The sequence below is a fragment of the uncultured Idiomarina sp. genome, from assembly GCF_964010655.1.
GTDB classification, from domain to species: Bacteria; Pseudomonadota; Gammaproteobacteria; order Enterobacterales; family Alteromonadaceae; genus Idiomarina; species Idiomarina baltica.
This window is the reverse complement of record NZ_CAXGLS010000027.1, coordinates 1-23728: the sequence shown is the minus strand read 5'-3', so window position 1 is coordinate 23728 and position 23728 is coordinate 1. Positions and strand designations below refer to the sequence as shown.

Here is a 23728-nt window from a genome sequence, read left to right as displayed (position 1 = left end):
AAAGTATCCCATGCAGCTCACCGAAGCCGAACGCCATGCTATTGCGTCGCAAGTCACTCATAGTTTAGAAGAAGATTTGTCAGCGGCGGATCCCACACTGGATATTACGGCACAGTTGATTCCGGCTCACCATGTAAGCGAAGCGACTATCATCACCCGTGAAGATATGGTGGTTTGCGGCACTGCTTGGGTCGAAGAGGTGTTTCGTCAGGTGGATGCCGATGTGGCTATCGAGTGGTGTGTCACCGACGGCGACAAGGTGCAAGCTAACACAACCTTGTGCCACTTATCAGGCAACAGCCGCAGCTTACTAACAGGCGAACGTTGTGCACTTAACTTTTTGCAAACACTGTCAGCGACAGCCTCACAAACGGCTTTTTATGTCAGTAAATTGGCAGGGTTCAATACGCGTTTACTCGACACACGCAAAACAATTCCGGGTCTTCGTATGGCACAAAAATACGCGGTTCGCTGTGGCGGTGGTACTAACCATCGCATTGGTTTATTTGATGCCTATCTGATTAAGGAAAACCATATCGCTGCGTGTGGTGGTATTGTTGCGGCCGTTGAGACAGCGCGTGAATTAAACCCTGACAAGCCCGTCGAAGTCGAAGTTGAATCGTTGGCTGAGTTTGAACAAGCGCTTAATGCTGGCGCCGATATTGTCATGTTAGATAATTTTACTATCAGCGATATCGAAGCGGCTGTGGCACAAAACAAAGCCGCAGGTTCACCACTCAAGTTAGAAGTGTCGGGCAATATTACTGATGAAGCGTTGCAATCACTCGGCGCAACAGGCGTCGATTTTATCTCCAGCGGTGCCTTGACTAAACACGTCACCGCTATCGACTTATCGATGCGGATAGGGCAACCTCGCACAAACTAATCCGTTTGCCAAACGGCGCGGGCGATACCATAGTTTTGGCTTTACGCAAAAGCCATTATGAAAAAGTACTCGTCTGCCTTTAGTCTTATAGAGTTAATGGTCGTTGTTGCCATTATTGCTATTCTCTCATCGCTCGCGGTGCCTGCATATCAGCGTTATGTCCAGCAAGCTCGCGTCACTGCCGCATTAAATCATACCCAAAGCTTACAGCTTGCCATGGCACTGTGCTGGCAAACTGAAAGTGACATGAGCCGTTGTTCACGACCTGGGCAGCGCGGTATTCCCCCAATCCCCGATCCTTTACCTAAGGCGCTAACGTCGCTTGAAGTCACCTCAAGCGGCATCATTCAGCTAACCTTGGCTGATGTTGTCGTTGATCAAGCACCGCTTAAACTGAGTTTATCGCCGGATACTCGTGGCTTGGTATTTGATTGGCGTCTTGGTTGCTCGGACTACGACTCGGGCCACCCCCTTGCAACCCAATGCGTGGAAGGAGTCGCGCAATGATTGTTGCACATCATATCGGCTCCTATTGGCACACTGAACTACCTGCTAACTCATCAACCTGCCAACGACTTATAAGCCAACTAGGGCTTCCGGAAGGCTCCTTGACCGAACTTATTGATACTCAGCACGGTCGAATTCTGATACTCACTCGCGATGCGTGGCCGCAACGCGATACGATTACATTTCGTTTAAAAGCGATGAACGCCAAGTCCATCCTGTGCGTCTATGCACGCACCCAATCTACTGTTCATCTATCAGCGGTTAACGCTCAGAGCGTGCTTGCTAATGCACGCCGTCTTAACGCCTCGGACATTCATATTGAGTCGCTCCGCGAAGGTGGCCGCATTCGCCTGCGTATTCAAGGTCGACTAATTGAGCAACGGCGTTTATCACAGCACGATGTCGATACATTGGTTGCTCAGCTAAAAGTAATGGCAGAGGTGGATGTCACGGAGAGCAAACAACCTCAAGACGGACGCATTGACTTGGAGTTACCCGATTTAAGCGCCCGGTTTCGCCTCAACTCATGCCCCGGTAATCGTGGCGAAAGTCTTGTTATACGGTGTTTATACAGTGCCGAACAACTGCCCTCGCTGCACCAACTTGGATTCACCGATAGACAGTTTCATCATTTAATTAAGCAACTCTCCTCTGCGATAGGACTCATCCTCGTATCTGGCCCGACAGGTAGCGGCAAAAGCACTACCATGTACAGTATTATTAAACAGCTAAGTGAGTCAGGGCTTCGGGTATGTAGTGTCGAAGATCCGGTTGAAGTTGAGCTCGATGGAATTTTGCAAACGCAGGTACACTCACAACGCAATTTAAGTTTTGCAAAGGTTTTGCGTGCCTTTTTGAGACAAGATCCTGACGTCATCATGATCGGTGAGATCCGCGATGCAGAAACCGCTAAAATCGCTGTACAAGCTGCGCTAACTGGTCATTTAGTCATTGCTTCAATACATGCCGATACTGCAATTGATGTGATTCGTCGTTTAGTTCAGTTAGGTGCGCAACAAACCGATGTGACCGCCGCATTAAGACTGTTAATAAGCCAGCGACTGCTCGCGCAGGCGCAAGGCGGTGTCAAAGTCATATTTGAGTTACTGCCGTGGCCTGAGCGTCTGCGCGGCTACAGCGAGTCATTAGCGCAAACGCATCGCGATACTATTCTAAAACACTATCAGTTACCGAGTTTACAGGCACTCATTCAGGCAAGTTATCGGAGTCACGAAGATGAACGTTTTTCGACGTTATAATCAATTTTCAACGACTCAATGGTATCTCGCGCTCAATCGTCTAGAACAGCTGATAACGGGCGGGTTGCCGCTCGCGTTAGCACTGGGGGTTGTCGCCAAACAAACGCATCAACCAGCACTCAAAAGACATTATCAGTACCTGCAGCACAGCGTACAGGCAGGAATCAGCCTGGCCGAGGCATTGAGCATTGAGAAGCGTCGAGCGTTAAAAGCAGCTCAGGCGGGTATCGCGGTTGCAGAACAAACCGGGCAACTACCTCTGGTCATGCAAAGCCTAGTGGCTAGTTGGAAACGACAACGGCATATCAGCGCGTTGGTCAAGAATGCCTTACGCTATCCAGTGGCACTACTTTTTATGGCACTCATTATTATTACGGTGTTTGTCACCTGGGTACTACCCACCATCCAACAACTATTCGACAGCCAGCCGCTCCCTGCATTAACCCAGTATTTAATTACATGTGTTACTTGGTTGCGTCAATCTGCCACTAACATACTCGCCATAACAGGTATTTTACTACTGAGTTTTACGGTGCTTTATCGGTTACAGAAACAACGCGTTCAGGCAGTAATGCAGCGTTTACCGATTTGGGGTAAACTGAAGCGCCTAAGCGTGTATCAGTCAACCTTCGAATACCTTGCCTTAGGGATGCAAAGTGGTATGTCTGCGGTCAACGCTACGCAAATGGTTGCGAGTCACTCAACGTGGCTGCCCATGCAAAGTAAATTACTGAATATTGCACAAGCACTTAATCAAGGTAACAGTTGGTCTCGATCTTTTAGCACGGTGCAAATTAACGATCCAACGATCCAGGCGTACCTGCAAACAGCAGAACATATTGGTCGCGTCGATCACGCTGTAGAACGTTTAAGCCAGGACTTTAGCCAGCGTATCGAACGTTATTGTGAGCAGTTGAGGGTGTGGCTAAACCCTTTACTGATGATCATACTAACGGGCATTATAGGATTTATGTTGTTGGCGATGTATTTACCGATTTTTTCGCTGACACAACAATTAGCTTAGGACTCATAAAATGGATGTATTATTAGCGGCTACTTCTTGGCAAGCGCTCCTCATCGCGGGGTTACTCGGCGCGTCAGTCGGGAGCTTTTTGAACGTAGTCATCGCGCGCCTGCCAAAGCAACTGCAATTACAGTGGAAGTATGAATGTGCTGAACTTGCCGGCGAGCCTGTACGCGAGAAAACACAGTTTAATATTGCGGTCCCCGGCTCCCACTGTCCTAAATGTCAGCATTCGGTGGCGTGGTATGACAACATTCCGATTTTGAGTTATTTGGTGTTGCGCGCCCAGTGTCGTCATTGCAATACACCAATTCCAATTTATTACTGGTTAGTTGAAGTCGCAACGACGCTTATTTTTCTCGCGCTCAGTTGGCAGTTCGGTTTAACGATTAGCTTCTGGGTATTCGGCACGGCTCTCAGCTTACTGATTGCCATGACAGTGATTGACTACCAGCATCAACTATTACCGGATAACCTCACCTACCCGCTGTTATGGTTGGCTCTACTTTGGTCTATCAGCCCACTTAGTACTGTAACACCAAGCCAGGCCATCATCGGTGCCGTGGTTGGGTATCTAAGTCTTTGGAGCCTTTATTGGGTATTTAAACTACTCACTGGCAAAGAAGGGATGGGTTACGGCGACTTTAAGCTATTAGCCGCACTCAGTGCCTTCACAGGTGTTACCCTACTCCCTGTCACCGTCATTTTTAGCGCCGTAGCTGGTATTTTGATTGGTCTGGCTGTGGCGATTAAACATAAGCAATCGGTACCCATTCCTTTTGGTCCTTTTTTGGCTATCGGGGGGGTAATCAGTTATCTGTGGGGAGAGACGCTGCTTCAATCCTATTGGCAATGGCTTGGAGTCATGTAATGAGTCGTTTTATTTTAGGTCTAACGGGCGGCATCGGTAGCGGAAAAAGCGCGGCTTCCGACTATATTGCGGAGCAAGGTATTGCCATCGTCGATGCGGATGTCATTGCACGAGAAGTGGTTGCGCCCGGAACCGAAGGTCTGAAGGAAATAAAGGCGCATTTCGGGCCAGAAGTCATCGATGAATCGGGTGCCCTTATCCGTAGTCAATTGCGCCAACGCGTGTTCGATAACCCGGACGAAAAAGCATGGATTAATCAGTTACTGCATCCGCTCATTCGTCAACAAATCCTGGCTCAGCTTGAGCAGGCACAATCTGCTTATGTTGTATTAGTTGCGCCATTGCTGCTAGAAAATGGCTTAGATGAATTATGTGATCGCGTGCTGGTTATCGATGTCGATGAGCAAACTCAGTTAGCGCGAACGCAAAAGCGCGATCAGGCCAGCGAAGAACAAGTCGCTGCGATCATTGCGTCGCAAATTGATCGCGCGACACGCCTTAGCAAAGCCGATGACATTGTTAGCAATGAAGACGACCTGCGGGCTTTATACCATCAGTTGGATAAATTGCACGCACACTATCTCGAATTGGCTTCACAAAAATGAATCTGTTTGCACCCCGCGACGAAATCATTATCATGGGCGGTCGGATTAATAGGATGAGAGCCCCATGTCGGAATCAGTGCCATACGTGATTTATGAATACCCTTTGCAAGAACGGTTTCGTACCTACTTGAGGCTTGAACAAGGTTTTTTACAAATCAAAATGCCTCTTGATGGCTCTGAACAACAAGCGCTACCATTTTTTAATACCCTATTTGGCTTGCTCGAACTATTTGAACGCTTTGATCTTAAAACCGAACTGAACCGTGATCTCGACACACAGAAACAATTCGTGCAACAGTGGTCGAAGCACCCACAAGTCGATAAAGAGATGGTCGCACTGCTCTTACACCGGCTTGGAGAGGCTCAAGAACAACTTGGCACTGCGGCTCAATCTGTCAAAGCCTTGAAAGAAGATGCGTTTTTATCAAGCATGAGACAGCGATTTTCCCAACCTGGATATCAAGCACTGTTTGATCTCCCGCAGTTACAAACATGGCTGAGTCAGAGCCCAGCGAGTCAAATTGAACACCAAGAACATTGGCGCACTCAACTTGCCGGTTTTCAACACGCACTGTCGCAGCTACTGGGTTTATTGAGAGAGCGTGCCCCTTTCGAAACCGTTCGAGCAAAAAAAGGTTTTTGGCAGGAAAGTGCCGACCCATTAGCTATTCTACGCATGAAAATAGCCGCCGATGACGCGATTTATCCCGTTGTGTCTGGTCACCGTCAACGCTTTACAATACGCTTGATGACATTAAACAGTGGTCAGAGTCACGCGTATCAGCACGACTTAGATATTCAACTTGCTCGATGTTATGAGCAGTAAACAAGAGGAACAGCGTATGCCAACGCACGTCGATTGCCCAACTTGCGGCGATACAGTTCAATGGTCAGAAAAGGCCGCCTACCGTCCTTTTTGTAGCGAGCGCTGTAAGCTTATCGACCTAGGAGAGTGGGCAAATGAAGAGAAAGCTATTCCTGGCGAGCCGGCTCAAATACCCGAGCAGTCAGCCAACGATGATTATTAATGGGATTGTGCGTCCATAAGGCAGTCGACGATGGGTTGATTCGCATCAGGAAACTGATAAGCATCGAGCTGAGCGATATCAGCCCAAACAAATTCTTGCCCTTCCATCTGGCGTGCAGTCCCGGTATATGACAGCACCCACCACACATCAAGTAATACGCGCTTATCACGGTACTGGTGTTCGACGACCGTGAGTGGTGCACAGTCCGTCACTGCAATATTGCACTCTTCTTTTAGTTCGCGAATGAGTGCTTCGGTGACCGACTCACCCTGCTCGACTTTTCCACCAGGAAATTCCCATTTACCGCCTTGGTGCTGATGGTTCAGTCGTTTGGCGATAAATATCTCACCTTGCTCATTTTTAATTACGCCCACAGCTACGTGAACTGTGGGCGTCGTACTATCAGACATAATTAGAGTTTACCGTGGCAATGTTTATATTTTTTACCCGAGCCACAAGGACACGGCTCATTTCGGCCCACTTTCGTTCCGCGTTGAGCCGGTTGTTGCTGATCGCCCGATTCTGCATTGGTATCGGCTGATGCAGTAGCACTCGCTTGCTCATGCTTGAACTCTCGCGGTGCGCTGTCTGCTGCCTTACGTTGCTGATCAACCGCATCAACATCTTCAGGCGCGCGCACACGGACGCGGCTCAATAACGTGACAACATCAAGTTTTAAGTTTTCCAGCATTTCACTGAATAATTCAAATGCCTCACGCTTGTACTCTTGTTTCGGGTTCTTCTGCGCGTAACCACGTAAGTGAATACCTTGGCGCAGGTGATCCATCGCTGCTAAGTGCTCTTTCCAATGTTGGTCAAGGCTTTGTAGCATCACCGACTTTTCAAAGCGGCGCAGAACTTCTGCACCCACAAGCGCTTCTTTTTCTTTGTAGGCATCGACTAGCGCATTTAAAACACGCTCGCGCAATACTTCCTCGTGGAAGTGCTCATCCTCATCAAGCGACTTTTGCAATTCAACTTCGATATCAAAGTCGGCACGAAGACGCTCTTCCAAACTTGGCAGATCCCACAGCTCAGCAAGCGACTGCGGCGGTACGTATTCATCAATTACCGCGTTAACAACGTCTTCACGTATTACATCAATCGTCGCTGAAATATCGCCTTCATCGAGTAATTCGTTACGCTGTTCATACACCACACGGCGCTGGTCATTCGCAACATCATCATATTCAAGCAACTGTTTACGCACATCAAAGTTTCGACCTTCGACTTTGCGCTGAGCGTTTTCAATTGCACGAGTCACCCATGGGTGCTCAATCGCTTCACCCTCTTTCATTCCAAGGCGCTTCATCATAGTCGCCATACGTTCTGAGGCGAAAATCCGCATCAATGGATCTTCTAAAGAGAGGTAAAAACGCGATGAGCCCGGGTCACCCTGGCGACCTGAACGACCCCGTAGCTGGTTATCAATACGGCGTGACTCATGGCGCTCAGTACCGATGATATGTAAGCCGCCCGCTTCTATGACTTTGTCATGAAGCACTTGCCATTCTTGTTTGATTTTCTCAATCTTATCGTTGTCCGGCTCTTCCAGCTTCTCAACATCTGATTTCCAGTTGCCGCCTAATACGATATCCGTACCACGACCCGCCATGTTGGTGGCGATGGTTACCGCGCCGGGACGACCCGCTTGGGCAACAATGTCAGCTTCTTGTTGGTGAAACTTCGCATTAAGCACCGCATGAGGGATCTTTTTCTTCTTCAGCAAGCTCGAAAGCAATTCTGAGTTTTCTATAGAGACGGTACCAACCAAGACGGGACGGCCTTGTTTTCGACACTCTTCTATATCCTCAGCGATGGCTTCGTATTTTTCGCGGGTCGTTAGATATATCAAGTCGGCACGATCATCGCGTACCATCGGACGGTTGGTCGGAATCACGACCGTTTCTAAGCCATAAATCGACTGGAACTCGAACGCTTCGGTATCCGCTGTACCGGTCATACCGGCAAGCTTGTCGTACAATCGGAAATAATTCTGGAAGGTAATCGATGCCAAGGTTTGATTTTCATTTTGGATTTCAACGCCTTCTTTGGCTTCCATCGCTTGGTGCAAACCTTCCGACCAACGACGGCCTTCCATCGTACGCCCAGTGTGTTCGTCAACGATGATGATTTTTCCGTCTTTAACGATATAGTCAACATCGCGGCTAAATAAATGGTGCGCTCTCAACGCAGCATTAATGTGATGGAGTAAAGTAATATTAGCGGCTGAATACAGCGAGTCGTCCTCGCCCAACATGCCACGCTCTTTCAGTAATGACTCAATATGCTCTTGGCCATTCTCAGTGAGATGCAGCTGCTTTGCTTTTTCATCGATGGTAAAGTCACCGTCGCCACGTTCTTCTTCGGTGTCTTCCTTTTCTTGACGCACCAACAAAGGTACGAGCTCATTCATTTTTTTATACATCTCAGAGCTATCTTCTGCGGGACCCGATATAATTAACGGAGTCCGCGCTTCATCGATCAAGATCGAGTCGACCTCATCCACTAGCGCATAATGTAGTTCGCGTTGTACACGTTCCTCTGGCGAAAACGCCATGTTGTCACGTAAATAGTCAAAACCGAACTCGTTGTTTGTGCCATAGGTGATATCAGCTTGGTAAGCCGCCTTCTTATCTTGCGGCTGCATGCCGGGGATATTGAAAGCTACTGACATGCCTAAAAACTCAAACAATGGGCGGTTAAACTCAGCATCACGCTTAGCGAGATAGTCGTTAACCGTAATGATATGAACGCCTTTGCCCGTCAATGCATTAAGATACGCAGGCAAAGTCGCCGTTAGGGTTTTACCCTCACCGGTTTTCATTTCCGCGATACGGTTTTCATCGAGAACCATACCACCCACCATCTGCACGTCGAAGTGGCGCATTTTAAACACACGCTTGCTTGCTTCGCGAACTGTGGCGAATGCCTCCTCAAGAAGGCTATCTAATTTGGCACCTTCGTTAAGACGTTTTCTGAACTCTGTGGTTTTTTCTTTTAGTTGTTCGTCTGATAACGCCTCGAACTCTGGTTCGAGTTGATTAATTCGATTCACGCGTTTTTGAAGCGTTTTTAAAATACGGTCGTTACGACTCCCAAATACTTTTCTGAACAAACTGCCTAGCATGAGAACGAGTTATCCTGTTTTTTCAAAATTAAAAAATTCGGCAGCTGCAGGCCACCGCATCTAATGATTCAAACTGAACCGTTAATCCGCTGAACGATATACGAAACGATTCGGGTCTATCTGCTTTCCATTACGGAGCACCTCATAATGGACGTGAGGTCCGGTCGAACGACCTGTGTTACCCATCTCGGCAATGACTTGTCCACGGGTGACCACATCTCCAACCTGCACATTGATCGTCTCATTATGGCCATAACGCGTCTTCAAACCACCCCCGTGGTCAATTTCGACTAAGTTTCCATAGCCCCAACGTTCACCGGCCCAAGTCACCACGCCTGCACCTGTGGCGATGACTTTTACGTCCTCGTCATAACTGGCAAAGTCCAGACCTTTGTGCATCGCGGGTTTGCCATTAAACGGATCCTTACGCACACCATACTGCGATGAGAGCCAACCACTACTGATAGGACTACCTGCAATGAAGCTTTCATTATTAACATTGTGATTCATCATCACAGATTCAAGTAACGAGAGTTGTTTTTGCTTGTCAGCAATTTTTGACAGCATTTGCTCAATATCAGATAAAACTTCTGTGCTATTTGATTTGGGCAATGCGACCGCCTCAGTTTCTGGCCCCCCTAAAGGAATGCCGGATTCAAAACTGAACTCACCGTTATTTAGGTTCGCCTTTTGCGCGAGCCTTTCACCAAGCGCATCTAAACGACGCATGTGCGCTCTCAACTCGCCCAAATAAACGGTCATCGCGCCGAGACGTTTCTCAGTCTCGCTATACAGATCAGCGACCGCCTTAGATTGTAACGCCAAGTTTTTTTGCTCTTCGCTAATTTTCTCTTGTGCCACACGCGGATCGACACCTTGATAACTCCAAGGCTTGAAATAAGCGACACCCACTAACGCAGCTAAGCCGATATAAGAAAAAAATCGACGCCGCGATAGCCGGAAACTAAAACGAATTTTGGAGCCTTTATAAAAGACTGATAAACTCATTAGTACTCTCTTATTATGGGTTTACAGCAACGACTAAGCGCACATGAACTCTAAACCTAAGACCACCAAACAGTGGCTAGATAATCAACGCGATCATAACACGTTGAGCCAATACGCACAGTTTGCCGTTCAACTCCGTGATTGGCAACTACTCTTTGCACGTAGCCTGCCCGCAAACCTTGCCGCTGAATGCGATTTGCTTAATATTCGCGACGGCAAGATTATCGTACGCACGCGCTCGGCATCAGCAGGGACTCAGTTGCGCTCATTAGCGCCCCGGTTAATCAAGACTTTTTGCGAGACGGGCACCAGCGTTCACTCACTTAGCGTCGATATTGATCCTTCCAACCGCTCTCAGCGGCGTGACCCAACCTCGCCCGAAATGAGCCGCCAGCAACGGTTGTTAAGGCTCGCTGAGCAAAGCAGTGAACCCCTTAAGACTCAGCTGCTTAAGCTCGCAGAACAAATTGCTAACAGCACTAAATTAACGCCAGACGAATAAAAAAAGGTGCATAGTTTTCACTAAGCACCTTTTCAAATACGCACAGGCTATGTCTCGACATCAAGCGAGTGAAGGTGACCAATATTTAATGGGTGCTTCAGACGCTTTATCTTCAAATGTCACGAACTCCCAAGCTGACTGCTGTGCTAGCAACGCTTGTAGTAACTGATTATTTAACGCATGGCCTGATTTATACGCTCTCAAGTGACCTAAAATACTATGCCCACCCATGTACAAATCACCAATCGCGTCTAACATTTTATGTTTAACGAACTCATCGTCGTAACGCAGACCATCTGTATTCAGGACTCTAAACTCGTCTAACACCACTGCGTTATCAAAACTTCCACCTAAAGCCAGGTTGTTTGCACGCAAGTATTCGATGTCTTTCATAAAGCCGAACGTACGCGCACGACTTATTTCCTTGATAAACGCCGAACTACTGAAATCCATCGAGACCGTCTGACCGGTTTCAGAGATCGCAGGGTGGTCGAAATCGATAGCAAAGTCGATGCGGAAACCATCATGGGGTAGCAGTTCCGCCCACTTTCCATCGTCTTCGACACGAATAGGCTGTTTGATTCGAATAAATTTCTTCGCACTCGCTTGCTCTTCAATGCCCGCGCTTTGTAGCAGGTACACAAAGGGGTGAGAGCTTCCGTCCATAATCGGGATCTCGTGCGAATCAACTTCGATAATCAAGTTGTCGATGCCAACGCCCGCTAATGCGGCGAGCAAGTGCTCAACCGTCGACACTCGAACGTTGTCTTCGTTGATTAAACACGTACACAACTGGGTATCTCGTACCCAATCAGCGCGAGCTGGGATGTCCACCACCGGGTCTAAATCGACACGGCGGAATATCAACCCTGTGTTGGCCGGCGCGGGGCGCAAAGTTAAGTTCACTTTGTTGCCGCGGTGTAGACCCACACCTGTGGTTGAAATCGCTTTTTTAAGTGTACGTTGTGTAATCATTAATCGAATTCACCTATCCAATCAAATCTGCTGCGCGAAACGCGGTCTGACATTATACGATAAATGTCATGTATGACGCAAATTTTGCTTAATTTTTACGCATTAATCCACTTGCTTACGCAAAAACGCTGGGATATCCAAATAGTCGAGCTCTTTTTCTGCGTTTTGCTTAGGTGCTGGCTTGCGCGCTGGCTCTGCTTTGTGTTCAGCTGCAGGCTCTTGCTCCTCGTCGTAGTGCGGTGCTGCCGAGCTACGATCTAAATCCCGACGATAAGTTGCTGCCGGTTCGCGCTTAGGTGCTTGTGCTGCGTTATTGACCAAGGAGATATCTGGCTTGCGCTCTGCACCAATACCGGTCGCAACAACAGTGACACGTAATTCATCAGACATCTCAGTATCGATAACGGTTCCCACAATGACGGTTGCATTATCAGAAGCAAACGCCTTGACGGTATTACCAACCGTTTCAAACTCATCGATACTCATATCCATGCCCGCAGTCACGTTGACGAGAACGCCACGCGCACCGGAAAGGTCGATATCTTCTAGCAATGGACTATTGATAGCCATTTCAGCGGCTTCTTGCGCTCGGTCTTCGCCACTGGCTACGCCGGTGCCCATCATAGCCGTACCCATTTCTTTCATGACCGCACGCACATCGGCAAAGTCGACGTTAATCAGACCCGGACGAGTAATGAGTTCGGCAATACCTTGTACGGCACCTAGCAGTACATTGTTAGCCGCGCTAAACGCATCGAGTAAGGTGGTACCACGCCCCATCACTTTTAATAGCTTTTCGTTAGGAATGGTAATCAATGAATCGACACTCTGTGCCAAGGCGTTGATACCCTCTTCGGCTACCGCCATACGCTTCTTACCCTCGAACGGGAACGGCTTGGTCACCACAGCCACGGTTAGAATGCCCAGTTCCTTCGCTACCTCAGCGACCACCGGTGCAGCACCCGTACCGGTGCCGCCGCCCATGCCCGCAGCGATAAAGACCATGTCGGCGCCTTCAAGTTGCGCACGAATGTTATCGCGGTCTTCTTCCGCCGACTGGCGCCCGACTTCTGGATTCGCGCCTGCACCCAAGCCCTTAGTAATATCAGAGCCGAGCTGAATAGTAACATCGGCACTATGGTTTCGGAGTGCTTGCGCATCGGTGTTTGCAGCGATGAACTGTACACCTTCGATTGACTCTTTAACCATATGCTGGACGGCGTTACCGCCACCACCGCCGACACCAATAACCTTGATGACGGCTTCACTTTCGTAATTATCCATCAGTTCAAACATTTTTCTTCTCCCTACCTGCTTTTACTTGCTACCCCAGCGATTAAAACTCACCTTTAAACCAGTTTTGCAGCTTTTGCCACATACCGATTACGTCAGTTTTACTGCTTTCTTGTTGCGATGCCGTCGCGTCTTCTTGACCGTACTTTAACAGTCCAACCGCGGTCGCATAAACCGGATCCTCTACGTAATCTTTTAAACCTTTTATATGGAGCGGTTTACCTATGCGCACTGGCATCTGAAAAATCTCTTCTGCGAACTCAATACAACCCTGCATCTTTGCACTGCCGCCCGTTAGCACAACGCCGGCGGCCACTTGCTCATCCAGGCCACTCTGCACTATCTCTTCGCGAACTAACTCGAACAACTCTTGGTAACGCGGCTCGACCACCTCTGCCAACGTGTGACGAGACATCATCCGAGCGGGTCGCCCGCCGACAGAGGGGACTTCGATGGTATCTTCCATACTGACCAACCCGCGCAATGCACAGGCGTGCTCGGTTTTTATTTGCTCGGCATGATTAGTCGGCGTACGGAATATCTTCGCGATATCACTCGTTACTTGGTTGCCCGCCGCCGGAATGACTGCGGTATGACGCAGTACACCGCCAGCATAAATACAAATATCAATGGTACCACCGCCCATATCAACTAAGGCGACACCCAGATCCTTTTCGTCATCGGTCAGCACGGAAATGCTGGACGCTAACGCTGAAAAAATCAGCTTATCAACCTGCAAGCCACAGCGTTCAACCGCTTTAGTGATATTCTTTGCCATATCATTGGCACAGGTGATGATATGAACCTTTGATTCCATGCGAACGCCCGACATGCCGATGGGGCTACGAATACTCTCTTGCGAATCGATCACGTACTCCTGTGGTAGCACGTGTAGTATTCGACGTTCTTTCGCAATCGGTACGGATTGTGCCGCGTGAATAACATTGTCCACATCATCTTGTGTTACTTCTGCCTCATTAACCGGCACCATACCGCTTTCGTTCTGGCATGAAATATGACGACCCGAAATATTAAGGTATACCGAAGCAATTCGACAGTCAGCCATCAACTCAGCTTCATCCACTGCACGCTGAATCGACTGCACAACCAAATTAAGATCGTTAACGCCACCCTTATCCATACCGCGCGCTGTTGTTACGCCTACGCCAATGACACTGATATCATCATCAGGCAACAACTCTCCTACCAAGGCAGTGACCTTGCTAGTTCCGATATCTAATCCAACGACCATTTGTCGTTCAGTGGTCTTCGACATAGTTGTTTAACTCTCTTCTGCTTCCTTTGGCTGCCAACTCACGGCAACCCCTGTATCATACCGTAAATCAACGGCTTCTATGCGTTGCTTTTCATTGTTCGGATGCGACTTAATCTTCGGTAATAAATCAATAAAGCGCTTTATCCGTTCTGCCGTCGCTTCGCGTCCTAGTTTTAACTCGATACCCGACGTCAATACGACATTGACAGAAAATCTATCCGTTAGTCGTAATGCTGAGATGCTTAGACCATTTAACGACAGTAGCCCTTGTAAATCACGATACGCCGTAAGCGTTTGCTCTACCTCGCGCTCTGGCCCAAACAATTGAGGCAGCGCTTGTGGTAGCTTGCGGGTATCGAGCTCAGCACTAAATACATCCCCTTCTGCATTCAATAACCGGTCGCCATTCCAATGAGCGATCGGCGTCTGCTCCGTCACATGGACCGATAATCGATCGGGCCACACTTTGCGCAGTGAGGCTTGCTTAACCCACGGTAACGCCTCAATGCGCGCTCTAATTTGGTCCACATCGGCCGTAAAAAAACTGCCTAGCGGCTGCGCTAATATAGCTTCTCTAATGGCCGCCACGTCCGTTTGCTGCAATTGACCTTGTACGTTGAATCGCGCTAACGGTACTTGTTGCTCATCTTCTAGCACATCCATCAAATACCAGGTGCCAAATACAAAGCCCCCTATGGTCACCACACAAATCACCACCCCGAGCCAAAAGTTCCACTGCGTTAGCGGGGGTAGCTTGGCATGTTGGCTCATTTACTGCTCCAGCGTCTGTGCCAAAATATTCCAGACTAACTGTTCAAATGACAGACCATATTGTTTTGCAGCCATAGGTACTAAACTTTTCTCGGTCATTCCTGGAACTGCATTGGCTTCTAGTAAAAACCACTGACCTTCGTCATCACGCATGGCATCAATGCGTCCCCAACCGCGACCATCGATGGCTGAAAATGCCAACACAGCTAAGTGACGCAGATACCCCTCATCTTCGTCAGATAATCCGGCCGGGCAGTGATACTGGGTATCGTTTGCCTGATATTTGGCAGAAAAATCATAAAACTGATGCGGCGTTTGTAACCGTATGACGGGTAATGCCTCATCATTTAACAGTGCTACGGTGTATTCTTTCCCGTTGATCCAACGTTCGACCAGTACGTCGCTCTGGTAGCGCAATGCTTCTCTTATCGCCGCATCTAACTCGCCGGCTTCGGACGCAACGCTCATACCAATTGATGAGCCTTCTAAGGCAGGCTTGACGATGACCTTATCACCCAGCTGTTTCAATATTTGTGCTGCATCCCACTGGGCACTGCCGACGCGAATGACGATTGACGGAGCAACAGGCAAGTGCAAACTCTGCCAGATTTGCTTTGTACGCACTTTATCCATCGCCAATGCGCAACCTAAAACGGCGCTACCGGTATAAGGTACGTTTAACGATTGCAGCGCGCCTTGCATTGCGCCATCCTCGCCTCCACGACCGTGTAAAACGATAAATGCACGGTCGACACCAAGACTCAATAAATCAGTAATTGGACGCTCCGCCGGATCGAAGGCGAACGCATCAATTTGCTGGGCAATTAACGCATTCAGTACCGCATGACCCGATTTCAACGAAACTTCTCGTTCCGCAGAGTTTCCGCCCATCAGCACAGCTACCTTACCAAAGTCGGAAGACTTCATAGAGCCTCCTTTCGACAATCAAATACTTCGCTTGTCAGTCGTTTAGCTAACTGCCCAACGTTACCTGCGCCTTGAGTCAGGAGAAGGTCTCCCGGTTGTAAAACATCGCCAATAATTTCCAGCAATGCATCCGTGTCAGAAACATAGATTGGATCGAGCTGACCGCGCTGACGAATAGAGCGACAGAGCGAACGGCTGTCAGCACCTGAAATAGGAGTTTCTCCGGCGCCATAAACTTCAAGTAGTAATAACGTATCAACCTGCGATAGTACGTTGACAAAATCTTCATACAGGTCTCGCGTACGCGAATATCGATGTGGCTGAAAAGCCATGACCAGACGTTTATCAGGCCAGCCTTGACGCGCCGCTTTAATAGTCGCATCAACCTCGGACGGGTGGTGACCATAATCATCGACCACCATCACACCATCCGGTGTCTCGGTTGACCAACCGGAAACTCGACACTCACCATGGTATTCGAACCTTCGTCCGATTCCCTCAAATTTATTTAATGCGCGCTGGATGGCATCATCTTCAATCCCCTCATCCGAAGCGACCGCAACAGCCGCTAATGCATTGAGAACATTGTGGCGTCCAGGCAGATTCAGTGAGACATTTAATGGCGCATGTCCATCGCGTAGTACTTTAAAATGACTTTGTCCTTGATGCTGATGGTAGTCCACTGCTCGCACATCAGCGTCCTCGCTAAAACCATAGGTGATCGCTTGGCGACCGACGCGGGGAATCAACTCACGTACCGCAGGGTCATCGATACACATGACTGCTAAGCCATAAAACGGCAAATTGTGCAGAAAATCGACATAAGTATCGAGTAAACGGCTAAAGTCCCCACCGTATGTATCCATGTGATCAGCTTCGATATTGGTGACCACCGCCACCATCGGTTGCAGGTGCAAAAACGAGGCGTCACTTTCATCTGCTTCGGCAATCAGGTATTTGCTCGAACCCAAGCGAGCATTACTTCCCGCCGAGTTAAGTAAGCCACCGATAACGAAAGTCGGATCACGCTCGGCTTGCGCGAATACACTGGCAACTAACGAAGTCGTCGTTGTTTTACCGTGCGTTCCAGCGACGGCGATGCCATGTCTAAAGCGCATCAATTCAGCCAGCATTTCAGCACGGCGTACAATCGGGATACGCTGCTGTTGCGCAGCATCAAGCTCAACATTGTCCGGTTTAATCGCACTACTTACAACTACGACATCGGCGTCTTCAACATTGACGGCCCGGTGTCCGATAAAAAGCTCTGCACCGATAGCAGCCAAGCGCTGTGTATTCGCATTTTCGGCAACATCGGAGCCAACAACGCAATAACCCTGATTCAGCAATACTTCGGCGATACCTGCCATACCAGCGCCACCAATACCGATAAAGTGGATACGCTTGACGCGACGCATCTCAGGCACGTTAACAATGGTAAAAGGTTGTTGTGACGTTTGGCTCATAACGCTCTCTCTACTGCTGGTTGAGGGTGGGTCTCGCCCGCCAAAACCTGAAGGCACAGGTCGACAATATGGTCTGTTGCTTGCAACTCACCGACCGAGCGGGAAAAGCTCGCCATTTTCCATAGTTGCGAAGGTGCTTGCAATAGACTTTGCAAGGACTTTGCAAGGTTTTCAGCGGTGAACTCATCCTGCGCGATGAGAAGCGCTCCACCCGCATCAGTCACCGCCTTGGCGTTAGCGGTCTGGTGATCATCAACGGCATGTGGAAGCGGCACAAATATAGCGGCTCTACCAATGCCACAGATCTCAGATACCGAAAGCGCACCAGCGCGACTAATAATGATATCGGCAGCCGCATAAGCACTCGCCATATCATCAATAAACTCGACAACCTCAACCGTATGGTGTTCATTATTGAGTGCACCATAATGCGCCTCAACCGAAGCAGCATTTCCAGCCCCTACCTGGTGTGTCACATTTAAGGACGCGTCAACTTGCAAGAGTGCCTCGGGCAACGTTTGATTAAAGACACGCGCACCCAAGCTGCCGCCGACGATCAATATATTCGTTGACGCCGTTGCTTGTTCACGATCTGCTTGATGCGCCGCTTTAATAATATCTTGTCGCAACGGATTACCCACTCGATACACATGATCGCGCTTTAATAACTGCAAACTCTTCGAGCGTGACTTATCCAATGGCAATCCCAGTAATACCGTATTCGCCCATCGAGCAAGTAACAGTGTCGTCATGCCCGGAACTGAGTTTTGCTCGTGAGTTATCAGTGGCACACCAAGACCATGCGCCACCCAACCGACAGGGGCACATACGTAACCGCCAAATGTAAGCACTAAGTCGGGTTGAAGCTGATGAAACAATTTACGCGTCTGGCGCCAAGCCGAAAACAGTGTCTTCGGCATGCTAATGAGCCTCTTAACGCCGTGACCGCGAAGTCCTGTCATCGAAATGCGATGCAATGTAAAACCGTGTTGGGGCACAACTTTTGCTTCGATACGCTGTTCTTCCGTACCTACCCACTCGACCTGATGACCCTCACTGCGCAACTGCTCAGCAACGGCAAGCGCAGGAAAAACGTGGCCACCGGTGCCCGCTGCCGCGATTAAAATACGACTCATTCGGCACCTCCGCGTGGGGTCACTTTGCGTCCGGTCATGCGGCGTTCATGATCAATTCGAAGTAGCAGTCCGACAGCCATACAGGATACTAAGAGGCTGGTACCACCGTAACTGACTAATGGGAGCGTCAGCCCTTTGGTTGGCAAAGCACCGGATGCCACGCCGATATTAACGAAGGCTTGGATGCTAAACCAGACACCAATACCATAAGCAAGGTACCCGCCGTAGCGCTTTTGTACCATTAGACAACGACGGCCAATAATTAGTGCACGAACCACAACCATCAACACGAGCGTGATAACCGCCATCACGCCCAGGAACCCTAGTTCTTCAGCTACGACGGACATAATAAAGTCAGTGTGCGCCTCTGGCAGGTATTGTAATTTCTGGATACTGTTTCCCAGTCCCACTCCTGATAGATGCCCCTGCCCGAATGCAATCAGAGACTGCATAAGCTGATAACCAGCTCCGAACGGATCCTTTTCGGGCTCTAGAAAGGTCAGTAAGCGCTGCATGCGATAAGGCTCGATGACAATCAGCAATATAAGCGCCAGCACACAGGTGATAAAGACACTGAAGAACTGCCACAGTTTAGCCCCTGCTAAAAACAGCATTGCAATAGTGGTTGCTGATAACACCGCAACGGTGCCGAAATCCGGTTGCATGAGCAACAACACTGCAGCTAAAAACAACAGCGCCATGGGCTTTATAAAGCCTTTTGTCGCCTCACGTAACTCGACCTCTCGACGATCGAGATAGCTCGCCATATAAATATAAAAGAATAATTTAGCCAGCTCAGCGACCTGAATGGTAATGGGTCCAATTTTTATCCAACGCTGTGCCCCATTTACCGAGTGCCCTACCGCGAGAACAGCCAGCAACAATGCTAACCCTATCAGTAGCAACTTCCCGCTGTGTTTTTGCCACAACTGTGTTGGTACGGCGAGCGTTGCAAATAGCACAACCAGACCTGCAGTGACATAAATGGTATGACGAATCGCAAAATAAAACGGCTGTCCAGTTAACTTATCGGCAGTCGGCAAAGAAGCTGAGGTAACCATAACAAAGCCAAAGACCAACAGCGTGATTGCCAACGTGAACAATGTACGATCATATAAGCATTGCGATGCATTAGGGCGCAACCAAGCCCATGCAGCAACGCCCAAGTGCTTGCTGCGCTCGGTTATATTGAGTTGCAACTGCTGTTCACGCGCTGCGCTCATATAACCTCACTATATGCTCTTGAAAAACCTTGCCGCGTTCGACAAAATTTTTAAACTGATCGAGACTAGCGCAGGCTGGAGATAGAACAACCCAGTCTTCTGCTTCAGCGATTTGCTGCGCCGTTTTTACCGCGTCCGACAAGTGCTCGCAGTAACGCGCTCCTTTTCTTAATTCAGCAATTTTTTTACCGTCGCGACCGATCGTCAGTAAGACATCCACCTGACTCAATACCGGTAGGAGTTGCGTAAACTGCGCTCCTTTACCATCACCGCCAGCGATAAGAATGAGCCGCCCATTAATCATCGGGCGCAGGCCATTGATCGCCGCCTCGGTAGCACCGATATTGGTCGCTTTCGAGTCATCTACCCAGCGCACACCCTGAGCCTCGTAAACGACTTGGCAACGATGCGGTAAGCCGGTGAAGTCTGCAATAGCGGCAATGCCTTTATCTGGACTGAGACCAAGCGTTTCTGCAAGTGCGAGTGCCGCTTGAATGTTCACTAAATTGTGCGTACCCGCTAGAGCAAATCTATCAGCTCGTGCCAAAATGCTCCCGTTACGAGTCATCGCGATGCCCGCGTCGTCTTTTACTAGCCCATAGTCACTGACGCTCTCATCGACACCCACTGTCACAACTGAATCTGGCACAATCTTCGGCCAGTGTTGTTGGTCTTGTCGATTAAGCACGCTCACCGATGCATGGTTAAAAATATTCAGTTTTGCTTCGAAATAAGACTGCTCAGAGTCATATCTATCAAGATGATCAGCACTGACATTAAGCAGTGCTGCCGCGTTCAATTTCAAACTCCGTGTGGTCTCCAGTTGAAAACTGGACAACTCTAACACGTAAGCATCTGCGTCTTGCTGCAACGCGTCTAGCACCGGCACGCCAATATTACCAGCGGCGACCCATCGGTAGCCGTGATATTGACCCATTTGCTCAACCAGTGTTGTCACCGTTGACTTACCATTCGAACCTGTGACTGCAACGACCGGACGTTGATTCAGTTGCGCAAAAATCTCTACGTCGCCTACGATAGGAACACCCGCATCCCGCGCCATCTGGATATCAGCATCACGCGCGTCTAGCCCAGGGCTTACCACAATTAGGTCCGCGGCTAGTAGATCTTCAAGTCGCCAGCCGCCCGTTGTTACATGCTCTGTGCCAACAAGGTCTACAATGTCATCCAGCCCGGGTGGGTGTTCACGACTATCAAAGATGCGAATATCGCACTCTGCATTTAGGGGACTGTTTTCACCGGCAAAGAAGCGCACGACGGAGCTACCGGACTGACCTAACCCCAGTACAACGACACTGTCTATCTGCTGCCAATGAATACGTTTTTCCATAACTCTTGAGTTACCTCAGCTTCAAGGTTGCGAGACCAATAAGTACAAACATCAATGACAAGATCCAGAAACGTACGATTACGCGTGGTTCTGGCCAGCCTTTTAATTCGTAGTGGTGGTGAATAGGTGCCATACGAAATACGCGTTTTCCGCGCAACTTGTAAGACCCGACTTGTAGCATCACCGACAGCGTTTCCATGACGAATACGCCACCCATGATAAAAAGCACGAGTTCTTGTCTGACTAAAATAGCAATCACACCCAGCGTTGCGCCGAGTGCTAATGATCCCACGTCACCCATGAACACCATCGCTGGGTAGGTGTTAAACCATAGGAAACCGAGTCCGGCACCGACGATAGCTGCACATACGACTAACAATTCACCGGATAAAGGCAGATAAGGGATCTGCAGATACTCCGCGAAATTGACGTTACCCGACACGTAAGCAAAAATGCCTAGCGCGCCGGCTACCATCACGGTTGGCATAATCGCTAACCCGTCCAAACCATCGGTTAGGTTGACAGCGTTGCTGGTGCCGACGATGACAAAATACCCTAAAAATAAGTACAACAGACCGAGTTGCGGCATCACTTCTTTAAAAAACGGCACGAGTAAAGCCGTTTCCGCAGGAATCTGGCTACTCCAATAAAGAAATCCGATTGCGCAACTGGCGATAATGGACTGCCAAAAGTATTTCCACTTGGCAATCAGACCTTTCGGATCCTTTCGAACGACCTTTCGGTAATCATCAACAAAACCAACGACACCAAAACCAACCACGACAAAAAGTGTGACAATCACGTATTTGTTTTCGAGATTGGCCCATAACAATGACGATGCCACAATCGCCGCTAGAATGAGTACCCCACCCATCGTAGGCGTACCGGATTTACTGAGATGACTCTCAGGTCCATCATCGCGCACTGTTTGACCAATTTGCAGTCGCTGGAGCCTACGAATCAACCAAGGTCCCAACCAGACCGACAACATAAGCGCACTCAACACACTTAGAATCGCTCTTAGTGTGAGATAAGAAAAAACATTAAAACCACTTTCGAACTGAGTAAGATACTCAGCCAACCAAACTAGCATGCGTGCTGATCTCCTTGTAAACGAGCGCTTTTATAGTGTTCTTGTAACGCGTTAACAACACGCTCCATGTGTGAAGAGCGTGAGCCTTTGACCAACACTGTGACGTGTTCACTCACGGATCGTTGCGTAATGGTTTGTAAAATTTCATCCACAAGTGTCGCGAACGATGAAAAATGCTTGCCCCCACGACCATTAAAGACCTCGCTAGCACTTTGACTCAACACACCAAGCGTAAAGAATTTGCTGATGCCTGCTTGTATCGCGTGGTCGCCTACTTCTTCGTGATAAGCGCGTGCTTCTGCCCCTAGCTCCGCCATATCACCGAGTACCATGATAGTGGTGCCTTGATAACTACCCAGGAGATCGAGCGCTGCCTTTGTTGAGGCAACGCTGGCATTGTACGTGTCGTCGATAACAGTCACATTTTCGGTGAGTTGCATTGGGGTCAACCGACCTTTAACAGGTGCTACATTGGCAAGCCCGGTAGCGATTTCCTCGGCAGACATGCCCACTTCCAATGCTGCGGCACTGGCAGCCAGTGCGTTTTTGACGTTATGTAAACCGCTCAGTTGTAATGAAACCGTCCAATGCTGATCGTTAATGCTCAACTTAAATGTGGGCTGTCCCAAATTATTCAGTTCGATCTGACTCGCTCTTACATCGGCCTGTTCACTTAAACCAAAGGTTTGCAACCGCTTACCAGCACGGACGTTTCGCCAGCATGGTAAGTACTCACTTTCGTATGGAGTTATAGCGAGTCCATCCTCTGGCAAGCCTTGAAAGATTTCAGTTTTTGCTTTGGCAACACCATGTACCGAACCGAAACCCTCAACATGTGCCGCGCTGACATTATTCAGAATAGCGACGTCGGGACGGGTTAATGACGTGGTGTAGGCGATTTCACCGGCATGATTAGCACCCAACTCGACCACCGCATATTGATGCTGAGCTTCTAAACGTAACAGTGTTAACGGTACACCAATATCGTTATTAAAGTTACCCGCGGTTGCCAGCACGTTATATTGCTGACCAATGATAGCGGCGAGCATCTCTTTTACTGTAGTTTTACCGTTACTACCGGTGATAGCTATCGTTTTAGGAGCGACTTCAGCCTTTACTGCAGCCCCAAGCAGACCCAACGCATAACGAGTATCTTCGACGAGGATATGCGGCGTCTGCTCATCAAGAGGCTGTTGCGTGATAACGGCAATAGCTCCCTGCGCGAGCGCTTGCGAGATAAAGTCATGCGCATCAAATTGCTCGCCTTTAAGCGCAATGAAGAGTGCAGAATCGAGCGCGTCGCGCGTATCAGTGCTGACCTTATTGATAACTTGTTGTGGGTTACTCGCGCCGCGTAGCTCGCCATTGACCGCCATCGCTACCCACGCCAAAGACAC

General features: G+C 49.0%; 23 protein-coding genes. 9 read left to right on the top strand and 14 right to left on the bottom strand.

Annotated elements, in window-relative coordinates; all coding sequences use genetic code 11:
- Positions 1-10: 10 nt before the first annotated feature.
- The 8 genes from nadC (at position 11) to yacG (ending at position 6180) form a co-directional block, all read left to right on the top strand.
- Positions 11-886: a carboxylating nicotinate-nucleotide diphosphorylase gene (gene nadC / locus ABNS04_RS08060; RefSeq protein WP_272978338.1), complete on the top strand. Its 876-nt coding sequence runs from the start codon at positions 11-13 to the stop codon at positions 884-886.
- A gap of 57 nt (positions 887-943) precedes the next feature.
- Positions 944-1393: a prepilin-type N-terminal cleavage/methylation domain-containing protein gene (locus tag ABNS04_RS08055; protein ID WP_272978340.1), complete on the top strand. Its 450-nt coding sequence runs from the start codon at positions 944-946 to the stop codon at positions 1391-1393.
- Positions 1390-2652: an ATPase, T2SS/T4P/T4SS family gene (locus ABNS04_RS08050; protein ID WP_272978342.1), complete on the top strand. Its 1263-nt coding sequence runs from the start codon at positions 1390-1392 to the stop codon at positions 2650-2652. Before ABNS04_RS08055 ends, ABNS04_RS08050 begins: the two co-directional genes overlap by 4 nt.
- Positions 2630-3676 (top strand): type II secretion system F family protein, encoded by a 1047-nt coding sequence (locus tag ABNS04_RS08045; protein WP_272978343.1) that lies wholly within the window; start codon positions 2630-2632, stop codon positions 3674-3676. Before ABNS04_RS08050 ends, ABNS04_RS08045 begins: the two co-directional genes overlap by 23 nt.
- 10 nt (positions 3677-3686) lie before the next feature.
- Positions 3687-4547: an A24 family peptidase gene (locus tag ABNS04_RS08040; protein ID WP_272978344.1), complete on the top strand. Its 861-nt coding sequence runs from the start codon at positions 3687-3689 to the stop codon at positions 4545-4547.
- The gene (gene coaE, locus ABNS04_RS08035; RefSeq protein WP_006956756.1) at positions 4547-5152 is read left to right on the top strand and encodes a dephospho-CoA kinase; all 606 of its coding nucleotides are present in this window, start codon (positions 4547-4549) and stop codon (positions 5150-5152) included. The genes ABNS04_RS08040 and coaE overlap by 1 nt, the downstream gene beginning before the upstream one ends.
- Before the next feature lie 64 nt (positions 5153-5216).
- Entirely contained in the window at positions 5217-5978 is a 762-nt protein-coding gene (gene zapD / locus ABNS04_RS08030) for a cell division protein ZapD (RefSeq protein ID WP_272978346.1), read from the top strand.
- Between the two features lie 16 nt (positions 5979-5994).
- Entirely contained in the window at positions 5995-6180 is a 186-nt protein-coding gene (yacG, locus tag ABNS04_RS08025) for a DNA gyrase inhibitor YacG (protein WP_040488200.1), read from the top strand.
- Here yacG and mutT read toward each other — a convergent pair.
- The 3 genes from mutT to ABNS04_RS08010 all read right to left on the bottom strand — a co-directional run bounded on the left by mutT (position 6177) and on the right by ABNS04_RS08010 (position 10318).
- Positions 6177-6590: an 8-oxo-dGTP diphosphatase MutT gene (gene mutT / locus ABNS04_RS08020; protein ID WP_006956760.1), complete on the bottom strand. Its 414-nt coding sequence runs from the start codon at positions 6588-6590 to the stop codon at positions 6177-6179. The two genes, yacG and mutT, sit on opposite strands and share 4 nt — an antisense overlap.
- 2 nt (positions 6591-6592) lie before the next feature.
- The gene (secA, locus tag ABNS04_RS08015) at positions 6593-9310 is read right to left on the bottom strand and encodes a preprotein translocase subunit SecA (protein WP_348671337.1); all 2718 of its coding nucleotides are present in this window, start codon (positions 9308-9310) and stop codon (positions 6593-6595) included.
- Positions 9311-9391: 81 nt separating this feature from the next.
- Positions 9392-10318, bottom strand: a complete 927-nt coding sequence (locus tag ABNS04_RS08010) for a M23 family metallopeptidase (protein WP_287831676.1) — start codon at positions 10316-10318, stop codon at positions 9392-9394.
- Positions 10319-10361: 43 nt separating this feature from the next.
- Here ABNS04_RS08010 and ABNS04_RS08005 point away from each other — a divergent pair, with 43 nt between their 5' ends.
- On the top strand, positions 10362-10820 hold the full coding sequence (locus ABNS04_RS08005; protein WP_272977436.1) for a DciA family protein: 459 nt from the start codon (positions 10362-10364) through the stop codon (positions 10818-10820).
- Between the two features lie 60 nt (positions 10821-10880).
- Here the strand turns inward: ABNS04_RS08005 and lpxC are convergent, their stop codons facing one another.
- The 11 genes from lpxC to murF form a co-directional block, all read right to left on the bottom strand.
- The gene (gene lpxC, locus ABNS04_RS08000) at positions 10881-11795 is read right to left on the bottom strand and encodes a UDP-3-O-acyl-N-acetylglucosamine deacetylase (protein ID WP_006956764.1); all 915 of its coding nucleotides are present in this window, start codon (positions 11793-11795) and stop codon (positions 10881-10883) included.
- A 102-nt stretch (positions 11796-11897) separates the two neighbouring features.
- Complete coding sequence (gene ftsZ, locus ABNS04_RS07995; RefSeq protein WP_272977435.1) at positions 11898-13091, bottom strand: cell division protein FtsZ; 1194 nt, start codon at positions 13089-13091, stop codon at positions 11898-11900.
- A gap of 40 nt (positions 13092-13131) precedes the next feature.
- A complete protein-coding gene (gene ftsA, locus ABNS04_RS07990; RefSeq protein ID WP_006956766.1) occupies positions 13132-14364 on the bottom strand; it encodes a cell division protein FtsA in 1233 nt (410 codons plus the stop codon).
- A 6-nt stretch (positions 14365-14370) separates the two neighbouring features.
- The gene (locus ABNS04_RS07985; protein ID WP_006956767.1) at positions 14371-15135 is read right to left on the bottom strand and encodes a cell division protein FtsQ/DivIB; all 765 of its coding nucleotides are present in this window, start codon (positions 15133-15135) and stop codon (positions 14371-14373) included.
- Positions 15136-16062, bottom strand: coding sequence for a D-alanine--D-alanine ligase (locus ABNS04_RS07980; protein ID WP_272977433.1), 927 nt, complete (start codon positions 16060-16062; stop codon positions 15136-15138).
- Complete coding sequence (gene murC, locus ABNS04_RS07975) at positions 16059-17528, bottom strand: UDP-N-acetylmuramate--L-alanine ligase (RefSeq protein ID WP_272977432.1); 1470 nt, start codon at positions 17526-17528, stop codon at positions 16059-16061. The genes ABNS04_RS07980 and murC overlap by 4 nt, the downstream gene beginning before the upstream one ends.
- Complete coding sequence (gene murG / locus ABNS04_RS07970; RefSeq protein WP_272977431.1) at positions 17525-18664, bottom strand: undecaprenyldiphospho-muramoylpentapeptide beta-N-acetylglucosaminyltransferase; 1140 nt, start codon at positions 18662-18664, stop codon at positions 17525-17527. Before murG ends, murC begins: the two co-directional genes overlap by 4 nt.
- On the bottom strand, positions 18661-19887 hold the full coding sequence (gene ftsW, locus ABNS04_RS07965; protein WP_006956771.1) for a putative lipid II flippase FtsW: 1227 nt from the start codon (positions 19885-19887) through the stop codon (positions 18661-18663). The genes murG and ftsW overlap by 4 nt, the downstream gene beginning before the upstream one ends.
- Positions 19871-21238, bottom strand: coding sequence for a UDP-N-acetylmuramoyl-L-alanine--D-glutamate ligase (murD, locus tag ABNS04_RS07960; protein WP_272977430.1), 1368 nt, complete (start codon positions 21236-21238; stop codon positions 19871-19873). The genes ftsW and murD overlap by 17 nt, the downstream gene beginning before the upstream one ends.
- Before the next feature lie 10 nt (positions 21239-21248).
- Positions 21249-22331, bottom strand: a complete 1083-nt coding sequence (gene mraY, locus ABNS04_RS07955) for a phospho-N-acetylmuramoyl-pentapeptide-transferase (RefSeq protein ID WP_272977429.1) — start codon at positions 22329-22331, stop codon at positions 21249-21251.
- A partial coding sequence (murF, locus tag ABNS04_RS07950) for a UDP-N-acetylmuramoyl-tripeptide--D-alanyl-D-alanine ligase (RefSeq protein WP_348671333.1) occupies positions 22325-23728 on the bottom strand: 1404 nt, incomplete at its 5' end. The genes mraY and murF, both read right to left, overlap by 7 nt.

What these genes read in the sequence shown, in the direction of transcription:
- ABNS04_RS08010 (WP_287831676.1), bottom strand. Translation starts at nt 10,318, where the DNA reads ATGAGTTTATCAGTCTTTTATAAAGGCTCCAAAATTCGTTTTAGTTTC.
- murD (WP_272977430.1), bottom strand. Translation starts at nt 21,238, where the DNA reads ATGGAAAAACGTATTCATTGGCAGCAGATAGACAGTGTCGTTGTACTG.
- yacG (WP_040488200.1), top strand. Translation starts at nt 5,995, where the DNA reads ATGCCAACGCACGTCGATTGCCCAACTTGCGGCGATACAGTTCAATGG.
- ftsW (WP_006956771.1), bottom strand. Translation starts at nt 19,887, where the DNA reads ATGAGCGCAGCGCGTGAACAGCAGTTGCAACTCAATATAACCGAGCGC.
- murC (WP_272977432.1), bottom strand. Translation starts at nt 17,528, where the DNA reads ATGAGCCAAACGTCACAACAACCTTTTACCATTGTTAACGTGCCTGAG.
- ABNS04_RS08055 (WP_272978340.1), top strand. Translation starts at nt 944, where the DNA reads ATGAAAAAGTACTCGTCTGCCTTTAGTCTTATAGAGTTAATGGTCGTT.
- zapD (WP_272978346.1), top strand. Translation starts at nt 5,217, where the DNA reads ATGTCGGAATCAGTGCCATACGTGATTTATGAATACCCTTTGCAAGAA.
- ABNS04_RS08040 (WP_272978344.1), top strand. Translation starts at nt 3,687, where the DNA reads ATGGATGTATTATTAGCGGCTACTTCTTGGCAAGCGCTCCTCATCGCG.
- ABNS04_RS07985 (WP_006956767.1), bottom strand. Translation starts at nt 15,135, where the DNA reads ATGAGCCAACATGCCAAGCTACCCCCGCTAACGCAGTGGAACTTTTGG.
- ABNS04_RS08045 (WP_272978343.1), top strand. Translation starts at nt 2,630, where the DNA reads ATGAACGTTTTTCGACGTTATAATCAATTTTCAACGACTCAATGGTAT.
- ABNS04_RS08005 (WP_272977436.1), top strand. Translation starts at nt 10,362, where the DNA reads ATGAACTCTAAACCTAAGACCACCAAACAGTGGCTAGATAATCAACGC.
- murG (WP_272977431.1), bottom strand. Translation starts at nt 18,664, where the DNA reads ATGAGTCGTATTTTAATCGCGGCAGCGGGCACCGGTGGCCACGTTTTT.
- ABNS04_RS08050 (WP_272978342.1), top strand. Translation starts at nt 1,390, where the DNA reads ATGATTGTTGCACATCATATCGGCTCCTATTGGCACACTGAACTACCT.
- lpxC (WP_006956764.1), bottom strand. Translation starts at nt 11,795, where the DNA reads ATGATTACACAACGTACACTTAAAAAAGCGATTTCAACCACAGGTGTG.
- ABNS04_RS07980 (WP_272977433.1), bottom strand. Translation starts at nt 16,062, where the DNA reads ATGAAGTCTTCCGACTTTGGTAAGGTAGCTGTGCTGATGGGCGGAAAC.
- mutT (WP_006956760.1), bottom strand. Translation starts at nt 6,590, where the DNA reads ATGTCTGATAGTACGACGCCCACAGTTCACGTAGCTGTGGGCGTAATT.
- secA (WP_348671337.1), bottom strand. Translation starts at nt 9,310, where the DNA reads ATGCTAGGCAGTTTGTTCAGAAAAGTATTTGGGAGTCGTAACGACCGT.
- coaE (WP_006956756.1), top strand. Translation starts at nt 4,547, where the DNA reads ATGAGTCGTTTTATTTTAGGTCTAACGGGCGGCATCGGTAGCGGAAAA.
- ftsZ (WP_272977435.1), bottom strand. Translation starts at nt 13,091, where the DNA reads ATGTTTGAACTGATGGATAATTACGAAAGTGAAGCCGTCATCAAGGTT.
- nadC (WP_272978338.1), top strand. Translation starts at nt 11, where the DNA reads ATGCAGCTCACCGAAGCCGAACGCCATGCTATTGCGTCGCAAGTCACT.
- mraY (WP_272977429.1), bottom strand. Translation starts at nt 22,331, where the DNA reads ATGCTAGTTTGGTTGGCTGAGTATCTTACTCAGTTCGAAAGTGGTTTT.
- ftsA (WP_006956766.1), bottom strand. Translation starts at nt 14,364, where the DNA reads ATGTCGAAGACCACTGAACGACAAATGGTCGTTGGATTAGATATCGGA.